A 16,741-nucleotide genomic window follows, 5' to 3' on the forward strand; every position below is an offset into this window, starting at 1 on the left:
CCGGCCATGAATCTGAGCATGCTTCTGAACATCCATTCCGAACACGGGAGGTACCGTGGTCAAGGGCTATTGGGTCAGCGCCTACCGCACCATTACGGACCCCGAGAAGCTGGCTGCCTACAACAAGCTGGCTGGTCCAGCCGTCGAGGCCGCGGGCGGGCGGCTGCTCGCCCGCGGCAGCCGGGTCGTCGCACACGACGCCGGAATCGCCGAGCGTACTGTCCTGATCGAGTTCGACAGCTTCGAACAGGCGGTCGCCGCACATGCGAGTGCGGCCTACCAGGAGGCGCTGGCCGCCCTTGGTGACGGCGTCGAGCGCGACTTCCGCATCATCGAAGGCCTCGACTGACGATCGAGGCTGCGTCGGCGACGAACACGAAGCCGACTGCCGGGATCACCCCGGCTCGTCAGCGCGCCGCACCGTCGCGAACAGCGTCAGGTCAGTGGCATCGACGGTGATGTCCAGTCCGGCGACGGTTCACGGCGGCGCGGCCGGATGGACGTCGGCCTCGATGTCGGCGGGGGTGCGTTCGACGAGGTTCCAGCGGCCTATGTGGGTCATCAGGGCGGCCTAGGGGGTCGGGGTCGCGAGGGTGGAGAAGTAGAACGTGCCTCCGAGGCGGCACAGGCGGGACAGGGTGGTGCGGACGAGAGTGCGGGATTGACGCTGTCGAGGAGATCCCCGTACGGCGATCCCGGGACAGCAGGCGTACTGACGGACACGTACTCGTCGATCTCTCCCCCGCCGTGCGACTCCACGAACTCGCGGTAGTCCGCCGGGAGTTCCAGCTACGCCGCGTCGGCGAGCCCTTCCCAGTCCACCGCGTCTCCTCCGGAGAGAGGCGGAGGAGCAGCTGACGCAGGCGAGCGACAGCAGGCTGAGGCATATCTGAGTTCCTCGTTTGTCCCCCGTGGCCCGCCGGTCTCGGCGGCTGCCAAGAGAGGCCGACCATAGGCGCCGGTGCGACTGCCGGCTGGGGTCCGAAGTGCTTGAACTTCGTTCAGCAGCGCACGGCTAACACGAGGATTTCACTTGTCGGTACGTGATGCGGCAGCAGGCCAGTCTGACCTCGACGCACTCACCTGACCCGGGATCCTCGGACTCGGCTGCGAAACTGGCTGGGGAGTCACCACCCACCAGGAATGGGGCCGGCGCAGTGACGTCGGCTGGGGCAACGCACCCGACTCTGGCTGGGACGTATCCCAGCCGCCTGATTGGGACTGAGAGACGCCCCTGCCCGTCGACGTGAGGAGGCCGATGTAGGCATGGGCTCGGCGTCCGACTTGGCGTCAGGTGGTCGCGGTGGCCAGGAGCGTGCCGAGGTTGGTGGGGTCGGGGTTTGGCAGTACGTCCGCGTGGATGGTGGTGAAGCCGTGTCGCTTGAGGTTGTCGGCCCACTGATCGGGGCCGTACTGCCAGCGCCACACGGTCAGCTCGCTCTCGCGGCCCTCCAGCCATTTCCCGCCCATCCGCTGGGGGCCGTACTGCCGGCGATCGGCTCGCGGTGGGAGAAGGCGAACCCGCCGCCCGGGGAGAGGCGTGCGTCGATCCGCGGGAAGAGCTCCTCGGGGTCGGTGAACCAGACTGCGCCCCAGGTCGAGTAGATCGCCTCGAATCGACTGGTCCCTTCGTCCAGGTAGGCGCATGCCTCGGCGTGGACGGAGGTAAGGCGCGGTTCGTCGGCCCAGAACCTGCGGGCGCGTTCGATCTGCACGGCGGAGAAGTCGACGGCGGTGACCTCGACGCCGGCGAAGGGGCCGGCAGCGTTCTCGCCCTCTGCCGGCCCGAGGTCCAGGGCGGTGGCCGGGTCGCCCAGCACTTCGGCGCCCGGCCCGCCGTCCGCGAGACCGGTCCAGTCGAAAGCCCTGGCCGTGGGGCGGGGCTGGTCGCCCTGGCCGCGGTGGGGCTTGTACTTGTCCCAGTACTCGGCCCGGGTGGTCGGGGCGGCGCTGTTCATGAACGGGTCCTCCGCAGTGCCGGACGGTCGCGCCGCAAAGCTACCGGGCTCCTCCCACGGGCCGCGGGGGAATCTTCGGGCCGTCGCCCGAAGAGGACGGCACCCTGCCCGGGAGCGTCGTGGCGCTCCCGGGCAGGGTGCCGGTGTTAGGCCGGGTCAATGGCAGTCGGTGCCCGAGGCGCACGGGCCGCAGTTGGCATAGTCCGCCTCCCACAACTTCCAGTCGACCTCGACCCCGCCGTCGGCGATGATCTGCGCCGTGCGCTCGACAGAGCCGTCGTATTAGAACGCGACCTCCGGGATATCCTCCCGGACCAGACCGCCGAGCAGCAGCCCGAGCCGGCCCCGGAGATCACCCTCGACCTGCCCGGGCTGCTTCGCCGACCACCTCGCCTCCGTCTGCGACGAGGCCATCCGCGCGGCCTCGCCTCTGGCCGCGACCATCCGCCGAGGCAAGGCCACTCACTCCGCATCGCCGGACCGCTCGAACTCCCCCGCACCGCGCTGCAGCAGGCCGCAGCCCTCGTCGCGGACACAGCCGCCCCGGCCGAGCGCAAGGCCCACCGGGTCTACGCCACCCGCCTCACAGAAACGGCGACCGCCGCCTGATGTCCGAAGCCGGGAACGGGCTAACCGCTAACCGCTAACCGCCGCCCGCTACCCGCCGCCCGATTGGTCCCCGAGGCCGGTAAGAACCGTGTCACCGGCCGCAAACGGCGGCGATCAGTCCTTGGACGGTGATCTTGCCGGACTGGGCGGCTCGTACACTGACGAAAATGGAGGACCACACGGCCACCGGGATCCGTGCACTTCCGGCGCCCGCCTTGCGGCAGTACGTCGACTCGTATGTCGGTTTCAACCTTCGCGGGCTCCCGGCGGGGGTGCACTGCGGCCCGCCGAGCCGCGCGCTCACTGCGGTGATCAGCCTGTCCGACCCTTTGGAGGTGGCGGCGGGCGTCGACGACGGGTCACCGGTCACCCGATTCAGCAGCGTGGCCGGCGGTCTGATGTGCCGGTCCGTCGCGATCCACCACGACGGACGCCTGCAAGGCGTGCAGATATCGCTGACGCCGCTCGGGGCCCGGGCCATCTACGGCATGCCCGCCGCCGAGCTCGCCGACCGACTGGTCCCCCTCGACGAACTTCTCGGAACGCCTGCCGTCGAGCTGGTCGACCGGCTCCGAGCGGCGACGACATGGACCGCGCGGTTCGCCGCGCTGGACGAATTACTCCTCCGAGCTGTCGGCCGCGGCGCCGGAGGCGACCACGTGCGCCAGGTGCGCCCCGAGGTAGCCGAGGCGTGGCGCCGTCTCGTCGCGGCGCGGGGTTGCGTCCAGGTTGGTGCGGTCGCCGCGGAACTCGGTTGGAGCCGTCGGTATCTCACCGAGCGGTTCCGCGGTGAGATGGGCCTGTCGCCGAAGACCTTCGCCCGAGTCCTGCGCTTCGAGCACGCGCACGAACTGGCGACGGCGCACGACCCGCTCCCGTGGGCTGATGTGGCAACCGTCTCCGGCTACGCCGACCAGGCCCATCTCGTCCGGGACTGGCGCGAGTTCACGGGCCGATCGCCAACGGTCTGGCGGCGCGGCGAAGTCCTCCTCGGAGCCGGGTAGCCGACAACCGTCTTGCCCGTCGCGTCGGCTTCTCTTCCCTTTCCTTCAAGACCGCCCGATCGCTGTCGTGGACGATCGTCGGCATGAGACTCGTCAACCACGAACGCAACGCCGTGGACCTGCGGACCACCCCCGTGCACCTCGGACTGGGATCGAGAGCGAAACCCGTCGAGGGTTTCGCCTGGGACCCGGAGGTGCTCCAGGCCTACGGCGCCGCGGTCGCCGCAGATGGTGCCGAGGGACGGATGGTGATGATCTTCGACGGCGAGGGCCTCGGCGACCATTGGGAGAGCCACCCTGCAGGCGACGAGCTGGTCGTTTGCCTCACCGGGTCCGTGACGGTCACCCGCGACGTGGACGGGGTACTCGACCGCGTTCTGCTCGGACCGGGCGAGGCCACCATCAACCCGGCTGGGATCTGGCACGTGGTCGACATGGAGGGACCGACGTCCATCCTGTCGATCACCGCGGGCCTCGGCACCGAGCACCGTCCTCGGACCGACACCCGCCCGACCGAACGCGTCGGCACGCCCGGCCCGGAGGAAGCGCCGTGACGACACGCATCGCGTGCCTCGGGGACAGCCTCACCCGCGCGCAGTTCAGCGTCGACTACCTGGATCTTCTCGGACGACGCCACCCTCCCGGTGACGTGCAGCTTGCCCGCTTCGGCGCCAACGGCGACTTCGCCTACAACCTCTTGCAGCGCCTCGATGCCGTCGTCGCGGACCCGCCTGATGTGATCACCGTGTTGATCGGGACCAACGACGCCCGAGCGAGCCTCGCCGACTACCCCGTCGAGCAGGCCATGAAGCGCAAACAACTCCCCGAGCGCCCGTCAGCCGACTGGTTCCAACAGTGTCTGGCAGCCGTCGTCGCACGGCTGCGAACGGAGACCGACGCGACAATCGGTCTGCTGTCGCTCCCGGTCCTAGGCCAACAACTCGACGGAGCAGCGGCCCAGGCATCGCAGGCGTACAGCCGAATGATCGCCGAGATCGCCGCCACCAACGAGGTGGCCTACCTTCCGCTCCACGAACGCCAAATCGAGGAACTACGCCAAGCGGACCCACCGCCGATCGCATACCGGGAGGTGACGCCCGCAGCGGTCGTCGGCGTCCTCCTCCAGCACGCGGTGCTGCGCCGCAGCCTCGACACGATCTCGCGGCGCCGAGGCCTCGTGCTCACGACTGACCACATCCACCAGAACAGCCGCGGCGCCACCCTCATCGCTGAGGTCATCGACGCCGGTCTGCTGATCCCGAGCGCGTAGCTGGTTCCGGCGCCCGGCGAGCAGATGCCATCTATCGCACGGAGGTGGCATCCGATCCAGGCGGTCAGCACCTACGGCACCATGATCAACCAACGGCTCTCCGACGGAGAGGGCTGGACGGCCCGCGACGGGGAGGGATGGACGGCCCGCGGCGCGAGAAGTGCGGGATCCCCAGCCGCAAGGGCCGGTGGGAGGTCCGCCACGACCCCGAGGCGGGGCCGATCACGGCTGAGCCCCTCCTCGCGCGGCTGGGGCGAGGAGGGGCTTGGTGGGGCTCGGTGGGTGGTCCGTTACGGGGGTACGGACCGGCCGGTTCGAGGGTCAGGCAGCGCCGAGCCGGTCGATGGCCTCCTTGAGGACGGTCGCGTTCTGGGTGGCGTCGTGGCCCATCACGAGCCCTTGGTGGGGCAGCGCTTCGAGGTGCTCGCGCCGGCGGTACGAGCCCTGGAGGCGGGCGGGAGCCCGAAGACGTCCGGGTATCAAGCGGGATGGACAGCCAGCTGGTGAGCTGGGCGGGGAGGTACTGGGGCTTCAGCTCCTTGCCGTTCGCATTCCACAGCGCCTCGCGGCGGCCGGCGAGGAGGGCGTCGGTCACGCTCTAATGCTGAGTGGGGTGCATCTGCTCGCCGGAGGCGAGGCAGGCGCGGGTGGTCTCGAAGAGGTCGACCGCGTCCGGGAGCCCGAAGCCGAACGCGGCGGCCGACGGCCACGGCAGCACGCGCACCGTGCCGTCGCCTTCCACGCGCACGAGTACGCGGCCGCTGGCGAGGAGCCGCAGTCCGGTGCGGGCCAGGGTGACGGCGGTGGTGGTCTTGCCCGCCCCCTTGTCGCCGAGGGTGAGGATCGTCGCGCCGTCCTCGTCGGTGACGACGGAGGCGTGCAGGATCGCCCGTCCGCCGGCCAGGAGCCGGGCGCGCAGGACTTCGCGGGCCAGGCGGGCGGTGCTGGCGGCGACAGCGGTCTCGTACAACCGCGAGTGCTTGACGCGGTCTCGGCCGAACTCAACAACCGCCCCGGAAGAACCTGGGATGGGACACCCCCAGCCCTCCGATTTACTCAGCTCCTCAACGGCGTGGCACCGGGCCCCCTTGACTTCGACACGTTCTGCTGTCGGAGCTGCACGGACTGCCGCAGTAGCGGTGGACAGCCTCATCGCGGGACCCGCGCAAGAGGCTTCCGAGGACGCCCCGGTTCAGGCGAATCCGAGCGTTCGGACGCTCCGCACCTACAACCCGAACGCCCGGCTGGCACGGCACGGGAGAAGGTGCGTTTCCGCACCCCGGCCGGCGGACGGGAAACCCCCGCACGGCACCTCAACGCCCACACCGCTTTCGGCTCCGCCTACGGGTCACCACCGCCGTCGCGCCGTCGCTGACCAGCATCCGAGAGACGACACCGAGCCGCGCTCTCTGTGGATGCGGTCGAGTTCGGCAGCGATCTCCCCGACCGGCTCGTAGGTGCAGGTGTAGGTCGCGCCGAGGACCGTGATGTCGCGAATGGCGCTCTCGTCGATGTACTCGCGCAGCTGGTGCGCCTGGAGGCAGGTCACTCGTCGTGCGGAGCATCAGTCCCGAGGAAGAGGGGCGACATCGCCACCATCCCACCCCGCATAGTCTCCGAGGCCGACCAGAACGTCAGACCGAAGCTCAACTCACCCAATCGACGGCGTTGCGCTCCCTCGACGTCTGGCGGGACGCCTAGTCTCGGCCTGTGAGACAGCCCGATCAGCGTGCCGAAGGCGCGGGACCATTCACGACCCGCCTCACCTGGCAGCCGCCCGGCGGCGGCACGGCCGTCTGGGAGTCCCGGCCCGCCCGGCGCCGAGGCCTGATCGCCGTCCGTTCGCCCGGCGCGGCCGGCGTCGCACGTCATGTCAGCGCCGACGCCACCGCCCTCGGTCTGCTGCGGAGGCTCAACGCCTTGGCCGCCACCGCCTTCATCATCGGCGGGGCGCTCTTCGCGGTCGGCGCCGCCGTGGCCCAATTCGGCTCCGGTGACGCCACCACTTGCGCCTCCATCTACTTCGCCGGTGGCCTGTTCTTCAACACGGGCGGCTACGTGTCCCTGCTCCAGGTCGTCAACGCGCCGCGTCATGTGCCCGGAGGGGAGGGCGCCCTGGTCGCCCGACGGTGGCGGTGGTGGAGCTATGAACCCATGCGGGTCGACTGGCTGAGCGCCTTCGTGTTGTTCGTAGGCACCCTGGTGTTCGCCGTGGACCTGCTTGATTCCTTCCTCCAAGGCCTGACCACCCCACAGATCAACCGACTGATCTGGGCACCCGACGTGATCGGCTGCGTGCTCTTCCTGATCTCCGGCCACCTCGCGTTCGTCGAGATCTGCCACGGCCGGTCGTGCATCCGACAGCGCAACCTCGGCTGGTGGATCGTCGCCGTGAACCAGCTGGGCTCCGTACTCTTCATGATCTCGGCACTCGCCGCCTACACCCGCCCCGCCACCGGCAGCGTGATCAACGCCGACATCGCCAACTGGGGCACCCTCGCCGGTGCCCTCTGTTTCTCTGCGGGCGGCATCCTCCAGCACTACGAACGCCCCTGACCCGCCCTGAAGCGGCGAAAACGAAGCCAGCCGCGCTCACCGCCGTCTCATGGCCCCCAGGCCCCCTTTGGTCCAAGACCATCTCACCGCCGAAATGCGTTCCGCGCGCCAGCCGGGACGGTTACGAGGATCCCAGCCGCAAACCTCGAAAGCGGCAGGGTTCGAATGACGCACCCTGCCAACTGGTGCCAGCCAGCGCCTGGGCTCCGGCACGGCGAGACGCGTACGCCAACGACCAGGACGCGGCCACTGCGCTCGTAGCGGTCACCACGCGCACCGACCGGTCCAAGGCGGACCAGGATCGGTCCCAATGGATGCCGCCGATGACGGCGGCGCGCTGCCGGTACATCAGTGAGTGGACAGCGACGAAGCTCCGCCGGGGTCTGACCGCGGACCAGGCCTAGGCCGACACGCTGGGGGTATACGCCGAGGCGTGTGAGACGGCCGTCGCGCACTACACCTCCGCCATCCGCCCTTTCGAACTCCTAACGGAATAAGGGTTGCCCTCCCGAGGTCGGGGGCTGTGAAGGCCTGGCGGGGGTCAGCTGTCTTTCACGGTGAGGCCGATGTGCTGGGCGAGGGCAGGTGCGAGGTCGAAGAGCTGGAGGGTACTGATGGTGGCGCCTTTGAGGGCCTCGACACCGGAGGTGATGCCCAATGTGGTGGCCTCGCGCAGGTCGACCCGAGCGCGGGCGGCTTTGGTGAGGTCGACCCGCTCCAGGGTCGTGCCCGGGAAGGAGACATCCGTCAGGCTCGCGCCGGCGAAGTCCACATCGCGCAGCAGGCAGTCGGCGAAGGTGACGTCGCGCAGTCGGGCCGCGCGCAGGTTGACCGAGTCGAACTTGCAGTGCGGGAAGACGGTGCGGCGCATCTGGCTGCCATGGAGCTGGGTTCCGGCGAGGAGGCTGGAGCGGCATTCAGTGTCCAGCAAGGAGGTCTCGGCGAGGTCGCTGCCCACGGTGCGGATGGTGTCCAGCCAGACGGTGTCCAGTCGTGCGCGCCGGAATCGGCCGCCGGTGAAGGTCACCGAGGACAGAGCGCATTCGTTGAAGCGCGTCATGCCGCCGTCGATGCCGTCGAAGGTGCGGCCGTCAAAGTGGAGCCACTCGTAGACCTCGTCCCGCTCCAGGTCGTCGGTGAACGGTTCGAGGCGGTGCGCGAAGGGCAGGGAGGGCAGGCCCCAGGGGGTGGGCGTGTGCATCAGCGTCCTTCGGGGGAGGTCAGGGGACACCACTGATGCGCAGCGCGACGCAAAGGGGTGCGGGTATGGCTGCATGCTTACCCGCACCGGAGGGGACCCGGCCAATCGCGCCGACGGCGGAGAATCAAGAGTGAGACCGCGCGGTCTCGTCTCCAGGGGAGAGACAGAACTAGCAAAACGAAAAAACGAGGCATTTATGATGTGACCCTGCTCACGCCTGACGATGGAGGCTAGTTGCCCGGCACCTGGCATCCATGCCCCAACGCCCTGTCCCACCTGGGTATTCGCCCGCAGCGACGGCCGCTTCGGAAGCGACTGCCGGATGCCCCGAGGCTTGCCTGAGATCGATTCTGCGCTCCGGGTCGTACTTACTGCCTGTGAAGATCGGGCACTCGTGCCCTTCTGGCGAAGAGCGGTGCTCAGAGCGCCTGCAGCGAGGGCTTCAGTCGTCGCCGGCAAAGGAGTGCACACCCCAGGGTCAGGAAGGCTTCGCGGATGTCGTCACGGATCTCCCAGCGGATGCGCAGGCGGCGGAACCAGTAGAGGTGAGCGAAGGGCGGTCGACCACCTAGCGCTGGGCACCAAGTCCGGAGCCGTGCTCGGTGACCCAGCGGGCGATCTGCGGCATCACTCCGAGTGCCCCCACGAGGCGGCGGTACTTGTCGTGGTCGTAGCCGCGCGGTCGCCCGCTGAGTCCACTCGGCCAAGCGGCGCCAGCAGGTCATGCCTGAGCCGAAACCGAGTTCCTGCGGCAGGTACTCCCAGGCGATCCCGGTATGCAGAGCGAACAGAATGCCCTGGACCATGCCGGCGTCTCGGCCGGCTTGCTCGTCAGAAGTAGAAGACCGGTCCGGTGGCGATGGTGGCCTGGCAGTTGTTGCCGTAGGTCCGGGTCCAGTCGAGGGTGCGACCGCGGTAGGTGCCGCACGCGGTCAGGGTGACCGGGGCGTATTCCATGGTGCAGGTGCCGTCCGGCTCGCCGCGCAGGTGGTCGAAGTCGCCGCCGGTCGCGGCGGGGGCGAGTCCGGCTGCGAGGAGCGCGGCAGTGAGCGCGGGGATGATCTTGTTCGTGGTCGGATCAACGCAGGTGGCTAGGTCCGGCTACCTCGCTCGATGGGGTCATGCGGCCGGCCCTGGCAGCAACGGCGCGTCATGTCTGTTGGACCTGGGCGCTGTCGACGTCGGTGTCGGTGTCGGTGTCGGTGTCGGTGTCGGTGTCGGTGTCGGTGTCGGTGTCGGTGTCGGTGTCGGTGTCGGTGTCGGTGTCGGTGTCGGTGTCGGTGTCGGTGTCGGTGTCGGTGTCGGTGACCCCGCGCACGGATGCGAGGTCTCCCCAGGCGATCACTGTTCTCGGGTCGTTGGCGAGGTCTTGAGGAGGCTCTGGATGCAGTGGACCACGAAGAACGGCGCGAGTCGTTGTCCTGCTGTCAATGCGGCCATGGCGGCCCCTGGCGGCCCTGGCGGCAATCGTGCCGGCGTACGCATGAACGCGCCAGCTTCGTACGGATGAACGTGGTCAGGTCTCGATGTGGTGAGGACCGGGCCGCTGGTCGGCACGCCTTGTTATGGCCGGTAGTAGTCGTCGATGGGGGCGCGTGCCTCGTCGAACAAGGCCGGTCCGTCCTGCGCTACCGTCGGCCAGGCGCCTGACTGCGGGTTGAGTTCGATGAGTTGCTCGGTGGAGAGCGCGTAGACGACTCGGCCGATTCCGGAGCGGATGATGCCGCCGGCGCACATGGAGCACGGCTGGCAGCTGGTGTAGAGGGTGGTGCGTGCGGCGGTGACTTGGTCGAGTTCACGGGCCGCCCAGCGGGCGAGTTTCAGTTCCGGGTGGGCGCTGATGTCGTTGTCGCGGCGCACTGTGTTGTGGGCTTCGGCGAGGATCGCGCCGTCCGAGTCGGCGAGCAGGGAGCCGTACGGGGCGTCGCCGAGGGCGGTGGCGCGGGCCGCGATGGCGATCGCGCGTCGCAGGAGATGCGTGTCGGCGGTGGTGATCACGAGGGGTTCCTCCAGTGGGTGGCCACGGCTGTGAGTGCCTGCCAAGCCGTGTGGGGCCGGCGGGTCTCCTCCGGGTCTCCGTGGTACGGGTCGAGCAGGACGGTGTCGGCGCCGAGCCGGTACAGCTGGTCGAGGTCGTCCAGGATCTGCTCGAGGGTGCCGGTGCCGGCGATCCGATTGGGTTCGTTGATCGGTGTGGTGGTCAGCCGCAGGGCGATCCGGGGCGCGAGCGCCGGAAGCGAGTGTTTCGCCAGGGCCGAGCGCAGTTCCGGAAGGGTGACCCGGAGCGGGTGCCAAGCGTCGCCGTACCTGATGGTGCGCCGGATCGCTGCCTCGCTGTTGCCACCGACCCAGATGGGGATGGCGCTGGTTTGGTCGTCGGCCTCCTCGCGCCAGGCTTTCCGCAGGGTGTTGAGGTGCTCGTCGGTCAGCCTGCCTCGCGCGGCGAACGGCACGCCGAGCGCCTCGAATTCCTGACGCGCCCCGCCGACGCCCACCCCGAGCACAAGTCGGCCGCCGCTGAGCTGGTTGAGGTTGGCGGCCATACGCGCCACCAACAGCGGATGCCGGTAGGGCAACACGAGCACGGTCGTGCCCAGCCGCAGCGTGGTGGTGATGCCCGCCAGCCAGGACAGTGTGGTGAACGGCTCGTAGAACGGCTCCGGGTACCGCACAGCCACGTCCGGGGTGACGGCCACGTGATCCGACACCATGAGGAGGTCGAAACCGAGCCCCTCCACGATCCGCGCCCACTCACGCATCACTCCGGGATCCGTTCCAGGCCCGAAGTTCGGTACATTGACGCCAAGTTGCATGATCGTAGGCTATCCCGGCGATCAAGCAGCATGGAAGCCGCTTCTCCCGGCCATCCCTGTCTTCTGCCGTTGAATTGCCGGTAGATTCGCGACATGACAGTGAATCTTGACGATGTCGACTGGGCGATCATCGACGAGTTGCAACGGGAGGCTCGCATCTCCCTCAGCGAGTTGGGGCGACGCGTGAGCCTCAGTTCCTCAGCCACCACAGAACGGGTGCGGCAACTGGAGGCGATGGGCATCATCGCCGGCTACCACGCCGTGATCGACCTCGCCAAGGTCGGCTACCCCGTTCTTGCCGTAGTCCGGTTGAAGTACCCGGGCAACCGCCACCAACCGTTGCGCCAACTGCTCGCCGAGCGGCGGGAGATCCTTGAGTGCCTACGAACCACCGGCGACGACTGCTACACGTTGAAGGTGGCCGCGACCTCCATGCAGCACCTGGAGACACTCATGGACGAGCTGGCCGGATTCGGCAGCACGACCACCAGCGTTGTCTACAGCCAGACGCTTCCATACCGCGGACCCACCCGGCCCTGACCGAGAGCTGGCTGATTCCTCATGACCGTTGTTACGCGTTGAGAGTGGCTTACTGGGCCGCTGATGTCATACCGATGGCACGCCGGAACCTTGCCCACAGAGAGGTCGGCAAGGCAGCTCCCGAGACCTGACCAGGAGGGGCCGCATCCCGCGCTGTGACGGTCCCCTCAGCTGGTTCCTCATGAGCATCTCCGCGCAACACGACAGCGTCCTCCCCGATCCCCACCACCTCCAGAAGGGTGTCCAGGGCCTGTTCGGCTTGCTCGTGCGGCTGGGTGAGCCAGACATACGAAACCCCGAGCGGATTGCCGTCGTGCTTGCTGATCGCGAAGCTGAAACCTTTCAGCCTGAACAGAACGGCGTCCAGATCGTCCAGCCCGTCCCAGGACCGCTCCACATGCAGACGTAGCCGCTGAGCTATCGGCTGCACCGGCAGCGCCAACACTCCGATCATCTGGAAGAGCGGGGCGACGTGCTCCCAGACGCTGTACTGGTGGGCGGGGTTCTTGCCCGTGTAGTAGGGCGGTTGCGTCGCAGGCTGCCAGTCAGGCTCAGGCCCCGGGATCTCGATCTCTGTCACAGCAGCTCCCTCCCACGACCTGCAGCCAACCGGTGGTCAACCTACACACATCGGCCGACGCGGTGCGGTGCGGTGCGGTGCAGGTCAGGCCGGTTGTGGTGGCTGAGCCGTCCAGTGGCGTCGGTCGCGGATGAGGGCCCAGAGGCCGTTCAGTCCGGCCATAGGCGACCCGGAACTACCGTGGGACAACCGCGATGACTGCCAGTACGACGGCGAACCCTGGCCATGCGACGACCTGCTCGACCTCGCCCTACCGTATGCCGATCACCCTGACTATCCCAGACACCCCTGAGCAGAGATCGTTTACGGGACAGCTCTTAGGTCGAGACCTAATCCGTTTTCTCTGGCTGGTGCGAGCTCGGACAATGGAAGAGCTGTAAGTAGTGACTATCCGAGATGGAAGCAGGTTGCTGGGGCAATGACTCAAATGCCGTCCACCATGCAGATGGTCACCTTTGCGGCCTGGCGGGACGATGCCCTGCTTTCGTACCGCCTGGCTGATCGCCGCTACGTCACCCTGGCTGAGCTTGTGGTCCGACTGGGGAGTTACGGACTCGGGCTGACATGGAAGGCTCGGATGTTCGACGAGCAGCCGCGCCCGGCGTTCGCTCGGATGATGGAGGCTTCAGCAGGCGCCGGAATCCCCACCCTTGAGTTGCTGGCCATGGACGCGCCCTACATGCAGGCGGTTGACAGCGAGGTCGAGGGCTATATGGGCAACGAACTCGTACTGATTCTGAGGGAGTTCGACAGTTCCAGCTGGGATGTCCGCACGGCCGACGCGTGGGTGCTGAGTGAGATCCAACGGAGTTACCCCGACACCAGGCCAATGACCCCAGACGAGTGGGACTCCACGAACTGATTCTCTGCGGATGGAGGGAACTCGTGCGGCTCATGCTGCGGGGCAGTGGCGTCTGGTGCCGACTGGAGGCGGAGGGGGCGTTCGCAGTACACGTCGGGTGGGACCAGTACTACATAGGAAGCAGCCGGCCCTGCGGCGTAGCACTGGCCCGCACCCGCGAGCTCGGCCTGTACCCGGAACGCCTGGAGGCGTCCCCGTACAAATTCGAGCCCGACGAGGACGGCGTCCTACGGCCGGGGTGATGACGACTTCTGGGCCAGCCTTTGCAGAGTCGTGACCGACGGCCGCTCGATACTTCTGGAAGAGATCTATGTCCAGAACGCCTCGCGATGGCATCGGCTCACCGGCGACACCATCGACGCGGTTCGCGCCGCTCTTGTTCCCCGCGCTCGGCTGGCCGTGTGGCCGGATCTGTCCTCTGACATCCCTGCCGTTCTCGATGCCCTGCCTGGCGAGGGCCTCATCGAGGGTGTCTGGCCAGGACAAGGACGGCCAGGTCCACAACGCCGTCGCTGACGAGGGGGAGTTTCCAGAGCTACTTGCCCGAATCTCCGGTGCCGACGCTGCAGCGCTTCTGCCCATGTACGTCGATGAACGCGTTCCCCTTCTCTCTACTGTCATGCCTGACAGCGATGGAGTAGTGCGCGCCCGCTGGCAGGTCGAGCGATCCCTCGGCGACTCACCGCAGAGGCCCTGACACTCGACCACATGACAAACGGGGCGCCGCGGCGGCGCTCTCAGATCCGGCCGATCGGTCAGCGAGTGTCCGTCGGGCGTGAGACTCCCTCCACGGAGTCCTTCGGCGGCTGGACCAAGATCGTCACAGTCCCCCGCCGCTGCGCGGCGATCGTCGACCGGCTCACGTTCAGCGGCACATCATCGAAACCGGCACGGACTCCTACCGCCTCGCCGGCATCCGGGCCCGAGCCGAGGAACCCGCCAAGGCCAGCTGATCTCCGCCGATCTCGCCCAGCCGGCCGGCCGCGCTCACAGGCGGCCGGTCAACCCCGGTCTCGGCGTCCTTCAGGATGCCGCTTCATCCGACTCAGAAGGCCTACGGTCTCGGGCACGTCGCATAAGGTGCCTCACCAGCAACACCACCCAGGCCGCCAGCATCAGCGCCGCGGCGGCCCTCACCCAGGGCTCCGTGCCGCTGCTGGCCGCCGTCCACCCAAAGGCCAGGATGCTCAAACACATCCAAGCCGGGCCATCAAGGAAATCGCGACTCGGGTTTCGTGACACCCTCACCCTCCTCCTGCCTCATACTGTGGCCGGATCACCACGGCAGCAGAAGGATATGGCAGCGGATCGAGCGGTCCCGATCACGGCCGATCAACTCCGTCGACCACCACGTGCTCCGGCAGTGACGTCATTCCTCGTCAACATCCATGAGCCCCAAAATCGCCAAGCGCTCCTCAAACGGGCAGACAAACGTTGATGCTTGAAGGGAACGAAGCCGACCTGCTACCGGGCCGTGCATGATGGGAAAGAGTTCTTCGGGGGCAAGGGTGAGACGGCAGGCACTCGCGGACGCGTTGGACGCCGAACTGATGAAGCGGCTGCTGCCGGCGACCGCAGTGCACGCCTTGGGCGATTGGCTGGCTGGATCGGGGGCCCGCTACGCAATCGGCGCAGGCGCCCATGCCGTGGAGTACGTACCTGCGCACTGGTCGGGCGTCGAGCCGTGGCCGGGCCAGCTGTTTGAGCGGTCGCATGCAGAGGTCGCGAGGGTCACCCGTGATCAGGTGGCGGCGGTTGCACGAGAGGCAGTGGAGGGCTGTCGGTGGTCCGAAGCTCTCGTCGCCTCGTATGTGTGGGGGCAAGGCAGAACTGGCTACGGCCCGCACCGCCTCATGGGGATCCTGGCCGAGCCGGGTGTTGCTGATGCGCTGGCCGAGTGCGGCTCGGTCCTCCGGAAGGAGGGCGCAGTTGCGGCGTATCGCGTGCTGTACGGATCAGTGAGAGGGCTGGGACCGGCATTCTTCACCAAGCTCCTCTACTTCCTCGACCAGGCGATGGACGTTCCGCCTACCCCTCGTGCGCTCGTTCTGGACCAAAGGGTCGCGTGCGTCTTCCGCACACACGCCGCGCGGGTCGGGCTTGAGAGCGGACTGGCATCGGCGTCAGATGTGGCCACCTGGATTTGGTCGGACGGCGGCTGGACGCCGCATCGCTACGGGGTGTACCTGAAGTGGATGAACGCCGCCTCCGGGCAGCTTGCCTCCTCCGGGATCGGGTGGCCTGAGGCAAGCCCGGATCTGCTAGAACTCGCCTTGTTTGACGGTGTCTGGGATCCGGCAACCTGACACAGGGTGAAGCGGGCCGGCTTGGCCCTGCGCAAGTAGTGCTTCTGGCGACTGTGCCCTCGGGATCTCAACGCATCTGGTTTCTGCGGAATCCAGGGCATGCGAGCTGAGTCCTCAACTGGGGCGGGGAAAGAACCTCTGGCCTGGTCGTGAGCAACGTTGCGCTTGTTCCACCGCGTGGGTGTCGAGATCGAAGTACGCGGTTCCACAGTCACACGGGCAGCGGCTGTGCACTTTGATGTGCCGCATCTGCTGGCGAAGGGCGAGGTGGACCGGATCCTCCGCGCCAAGAACTGCCTTCAGTACGAAGGCCACATCAGCGGGCAGCGTCTCCGTCACGTCCTCTCTCACCGTATGTCCTGCCCACGTGCGTCCGTGCGCGGCCCGCGCCGCAGCGACTGGTAGCGCCGCGTCGACCGAGGTTCGACACGATCCCTCACTACATCGCCGCGCCCGCCACCCCGTCCCCCTCGGCAACGTCGTGGCGGGCGCCGCGCAGCTCGCCCCGGACGGCGTCGTCAGAAGGGAACAGCCTTCGAACGATCGGTTCGCGCCCTATCCTGATTGTCAGGACGGTCGTTCGGATGGCGAGGGGGACGCAATGGATCCGATCACGGTGGCAGGACTGGCCGGCACCGCACTTGTGGGGGCCATGGCCACCGACGCCTGGCAGCAGACGCGGGATGGGGTCGTCTCGTTGTGGCGTCGTGTGCATCCCGAACGGGCCCAGGAGGTCGGCCAGGAGCTGATGCAGCTCCGCTCGATCGTCGATGAGCGAGGGAACGCCGAGGTCGAAGCGGCGATGACGCAGCTGTGGCAGCTGCGACTGCGTGATCTACTCCTGGCGGACCCGGCCCTCACCGCTGAGCTCACGGCTCAGCTGGCTCGCCTGACTGAGGAGATCGCCGCAGGGGGTACGTCCCCGGACGCTCAGGTCGTCGGCAGTCAGCACCTGGAGGCCCACGCGTCCGGCAGTGGCCGGGTCTACCAGGCGGCGCGGGACATGACCATCACCGAGGGCTGAAGGGCCGGTGTCCATGGG

21 protein-coding genes and 2 pseudogenes are annotated in these 16,741 nt (G+C 67.9%); 10 read left to right on the forward strand and 13 right to left on the reverse strand.

What is annotated here, in order from left to right; translation table 11 throughout:
- Positions 1-55 precede the first annotated feature (55 nt).
- The gene (locus MRBLMG1_RS23825) at positions 56-349 is read left to right on the forward strand and encodes a DUF1330 domain-containing protein (RefSeq protein WP_367826134.1); all 294 of its coding nucleotides are present in this window, start codon (positions 56-58) and stop codon (positions 347-349) included.
- A gap of 941 nt (positions 350-1,290) precedes the next feature.
- Here MRBLMG1_RS23825 and MRBLMG1_RS23830 read toward each other — a convergent pair.
- The 3 genes from MRBLMG1_RS23830 to MRBLMG1_RS23840 form a co-directional block, all read right to left on the reverse strand.
- Positions 1,291-1,470 carry a hypothetical protein gene (locus MRBLMG1_RS23830; protein ID WP_367826135.1) on the reverse strand — a complete coding sequence of 60 codons (180 nt, stop codon included), beginning with the start codon at positions 1,468-1,470 and terminating at the stop codon, positions 1,291-1,293.
- Positions 1,431-1,958 carry a class I SAM-dependent methyltransferase gene (locus tag MRBLMG1_RS23835; protein WP_367826136.1) on the reverse strand — a complete coding sequence of 176 codons (528 nt, stop codon included), beginning with the start codon at positions 1,956-1,958 and terminating at the stop codon, positions 1,431-1,433. Before MRBLMG1_RS23835 ends, MRBLMG1_RS23830 begins: the two co-directional genes overlap by 40 nt.
- A gap of 282 nt (positions 1,959-2,240) precedes the next feature.
- The gene (locus MRBLMG1_RS23840; protein WP_367826137.1) at positions 2,241-2,402 is read right to left on the reverse strand and encodes a hypothetical protein; all 162 of its coding nucleotides are present in this window, start codon (positions 2,400-2,402) and stop codon (positions 2,241-2,243) included.
- A 332-nt stretch (positions 2,403-2,734) separates the two neighbouring features.
- On the opposite strand from MRBLMG1_RS23840, the gene MRBLMG1_RS23845 reads away from it, so the two are divergent.
- From MRBLMG1_RS23845 to MRBLMG1_RS23855, 3 genes are all read left to right on the forward strand, one after another.
- A complete protein-coding gene (locus MRBLMG1_RS23845; RefSeq protein ID WP_367826138.1) occupies positions 2,735-3,571 on the forward strand; it encodes a helix-turn-helix domain-containing protein in 837 nt (278 codons plus the stop codon).
- 83 nt (positions 3,572-3,654) lie between these two features.
- Positions 3,655-4,125 carry a cupin domain-containing protein gene (locus MRBLMG1_RS23850; protein ID WP_367826139.1) on the forward strand — a complete coding sequence of 157 codons (471 nt, stop codon included), beginning with the start codon at positions 3,655-3,657 and terminating at the stop codon, positions 4,123-4,125.
- A complete protein-coding gene (locus tag MRBLMG1_RS23855; protein ID WP_367826140.1) occupies positions 4,122-4,841 on the forward strand; it encodes an SGNH/GDSL hydrolase family protein in 720 nt (239 codons plus the stop codon). Before MRBLMG1_RS23850 ends, MRBLMG1_RS23855 begins: the two co-directional genes overlap by 4 nt.
- A 321-nt stretch (positions 4,842-5,162) precedes the next feature.
- Here the strand turns inward: MRBLMG1_RS23855 and MRBLMG1_RS23860 are convergent, their stop codons facing one another.
- The 3 genes from MRBLMG1_RS23860 to MRBLMG1_RS23870 all read right to left on the reverse strand — a co-directional run bounded on the left by MRBLMG1_RS23860 (position 5,163) and on the right by MRBLMG1_RS23870 (position 6,390).
- On the reverse strand, positions 5,163-5,324 hold the full coding sequence (locus MRBLMG1_RS23860) for a hypothetical protein (RefSeq protein WP_367826141.1): 162 nt from the start codon (positions 5,322-5,324) through the stop codon (positions 5,163-5,165).
- Between the two features lie 115 nt (positions 5,325-5,439).
- Positions 5,440-5,811 carry a hypothetical protein gene (locus MRBLMG1_RS23865; RefSeq protein WP_367826142.1) on the reverse strand — a complete coding sequence of 124 codons (372 nt, stop codon included), beginning with the start codon at positions 5,809-5,811 and terminating at the stop codon, positions 5,440-5,442.
- Positions 5,812-6,189: 378 nt separating this feature from the next.
- Positions 6,190-6,390 (reverse strand): hypothetical protein, encoded by a 201-nt coding sequence (locus tag MRBLMG1_RS23870; RefSeq protein ID WP_367826143.1) that lies wholly within the window; start codon positions 6,388-6,390, stop codon positions 6,190-6,192.
- Between the two features lie 161 nt (positions 6,391-6,551).
- Here MRBLMG1_RS23870 and MRBLMG1_RS23875 point away from each other — a divergent pair, with 161 nt between their 5' ends.
- Positions 6,552-7,397 carry a hypothetical protein gene (locus MRBLMG1_RS23875; protein ID WP_367826144.1) on the forward strand — a complete coding sequence of 282 codons (846 nt, stop codon included), beginning with the start codon at positions 6,552-6,554 and terminating at the stop codon, positions 7,395-7,397.
- Between the two features lie 541 nt (positions 7,398-7,938).
- On the opposite strand, the gene MRBLMG1_RS23885 is transcribed toward MRBLMG1_RS23875, so the two are convergent.
- From MRBLMG1_RS23885 to MRBLMG1_RS23910, 6 genes and pseudogenes are all read right to left on the reverse strand, one after another.
- Entirely contained in the window at positions 7,939-8,598 is a 660-nt protein-coding gene (locus MRBLMG1_RS23885) for a pentapeptide repeat-containing protein (protein ID WP_367826145.1), read from the reverse strand.
- Between the two features lie 689 nt (positions 8,599-9,287).
- Positions 9,288-9,407, reverse strand: a pseudogene (locus tag MRBLMG1_RS23890) (transposase); the annotation flags it as partial.
- Between the two features lie 22 nt (positions 9,408-9,429).
- The gene (locus MRBLMG1_RS23895) at positions 9,430-9,660 is read right to left on the reverse strand and encodes an SSI family serine proteinase inhibitor (protein ID WP_367826163.1); all 231 of its coding nucleotides are present in this window, start codon (positions 9,658-9,660) and stop codon (positions 9,430-9,432) included.
- Positions 9,661-9,748: 88 nt separating this feature from the next.
- Positions 9,749-9,916 carry a hypothetical protein gene (locus MRBLMG1_RS23900; RefSeq protein ID WP_367826146.1) on the reverse strand — a complete coding sequence of 56 codons (168 nt, stop codon included), beginning with the start codon at positions 9,914-9,916 and terminating at the stop codon, positions 9,749-9,751.
- Positions 9,917-10,161: 245 nt separating this feature from the next.
- Positions 10,162-10,596, reverse strand: coding sequence for a nucleoside deaminase (locus MRBLMG1_RS23905; RefSeq protein WP_367826147.1), 435 nt, complete (start codon positions 10,594-10,596; stop codon positions 10,162-10,164).
- Entirely contained in the window at positions 10,593-11,411 is an 819-nt protein-coding gene (locus MRBLMG1_RS23910; RefSeq protein WP_367826148.1) for a TIGR03619 family F420-dependent LLM class oxidoreductase, read from the reverse strand. The genes MRBLMG1_RS23905 and MRBLMG1_RS23910 overlap by 4 nt, the downstream gene beginning before the upstream one ends.
- Positions 11,412-11,504: 93 nt before the next feature.
- Between MRBLMG1_RS23910 and MRBLMG1_RS23915 the strand changes: the two genes are divergently transcribed.
- On the forward strand, positions 11,505-11,951 hold the full coding sequence (locus tag MRBLMG1_RS23915) for an Lrp/AsnC family transcriptional regulator (protein ID WP_367826149.1): 447 nt from the start codon (positions 11,505-11,507) through the stop codon (positions 11,949-11,951).
- A 49-nt stretch (positions 11,952-12,000) separates the two neighbouring features.
- On the opposite strand, the gene MRBLMG1_RS23920 is transcribed toward MRBLMG1_RS23915, so the two are convergent.
- Positions 12,001-12,531 (reverse strand): hypothetical protein, encoded by a 531-nt coding sequence (locus MRBLMG1_RS23920; protein ID WP_367826150.1) that lies wholly within the window; start codon positions 12,529-12,531, stop codon positions 12,001-12,003.
- A 427-nt stretch (positions 12,532-12,958) separates the two neighbouring features.
- On the opposite strand from MRBLMG1_RS23920, the gene MRBLMG1_RS23925 reads away from it, so the two are divergent.
- The 4 genes and pseudogenes from MRBLMG1_RS23925 (at position 12,959) to MRBLMG1_RS23940 (ending at position 16,723) form a co-directional block, all read left to right on the forward strand.
- Complete coding sequence (locus MRBLMG1_RS23925) at positions 12,959-13,393, forward strand: hypothetical protein (RefSeq protein WP_367826151.1); 435 nt, start codon at positions 12,959-12,961, stop codon at positions 13,391-13,393.
- 786 nt (positions 13,394-14,179) lie between these two features.
- Positions 14,180-14,346, forward strand: a pseudogene (locus tag MRBLMG1_RS23930) (AAA family ATPase); the annotation flags it as partial.
- Positions 14,347-14,871: 525 nt separating this feature from the next.
- Entirely contained in the window at positions 14,872-15,699 is an 828-nt protein-coding gene (locus MRBLMG1_RS23935; RefSeq protein ID WP_367826152.1) for a hypothetical protein, read from the forward strand.
- 601 nt (positions 15,700-16,300) lie between these two features.
- A complete protein-coding gene (locus tag MRBLMG1_RS23940; protein ID WP_367826153.1) occupies positions 16,301-16,723 on the forward strand; it encodes a hypothetical protein in 423 nt (140 codons plus the stop codon).
- The last annotated feature ends 18 nt before the right edge of the window (positions 16,724-16,741 follow it).

Origin of the sequence: Streptomyces sp. LMG1-1-1.1, assembly GCF_040815545.1 — a bacterium.
Classification (GTDB): domain Bacteria; phylum Actinomycetota; class Actinomycetes; order Streptomycetales; family Streptomycetaceae; genus Streptomyces.

Coding starts and splice junctions, on each gene's coding strand:
- MRBLMG1_RS23850 (WP_367826139.1), top strand. CDS start 3,655: ATGAGACTCGTCAACCACGAACGCAACGCCGTGGACCTGCGGACCACC.
- MRBLMG1_RS23885 (WP_367826145.1), bottom strand. CDS start 8,598: ATGCACACGCCCACCCCCTGGGGCCTGCCCTCCCTGCCCTTCGCGCAC.
- MRBLMG1_RS23845 (WP_367826138.1), top strand. CDS start 2,735: ATGGAGGACCACACGGCCACCGGGATCCGTGCACTTCCGGCGCCCGCC.
- MRBLMG1_RS23910 (WP_367826148.1), bottom strand. CDS start 11,411: ATGCAACTTGGCGTCAATGTACCGAACTTCGGGCCTGGAACGGATCCC.
- MRBLMG1_RS23940 (WP_367826153.1), top strand. CDS start 16,301: ATGGATCCGATCACGGTGGCAGGACTGGCCGGCACCGCACTTGTGGGG.
- MRBLMG1_RS23935 (WP_367826152.1), top strand. CDS start 14,872: ATGATGGGAAAGAGTTCTTCGGGGGCAAGGGTGAGACGGCAGGCACTC.
- MRBLMG1_RS23840 (WP_367826137.1), bottom strand. CDS start 2,402: ATGGTCGCGGCCAGAGGCGAGGCCGCGCGGATGGCCTCGTCGCAGACG.
- MRBLMG1_RS23925 (WP_367826151.1), top strand. CDS start 12,959: ATGCCGTCCACCATGCAGATGGTCACCTTTGCGGCCTGGCGGGACGAT.
- MRBLMG1_RS23915 (WP_367826149.1), top strand. CDS start 11,505: ATGACAGTGAATCTTGACGATGTCGACTGGGCGATCATCGACGAGTTG.
- MRBLMG1_RS23830 (WP_367826135.1), bottom strand. CDS start 1,470: ATGGGCGGGAAATGGCTGGAGGGCCGCGAGAGCGAGCTGACCGTGTGG.
- MRBLMG1_RS23835 (WP_367826136.1), bottom strand. CDS start 1,958: ATGAACAGCGCCGCCCCGACCACCCGGGCCGAGTACTGGGACAAGTAC.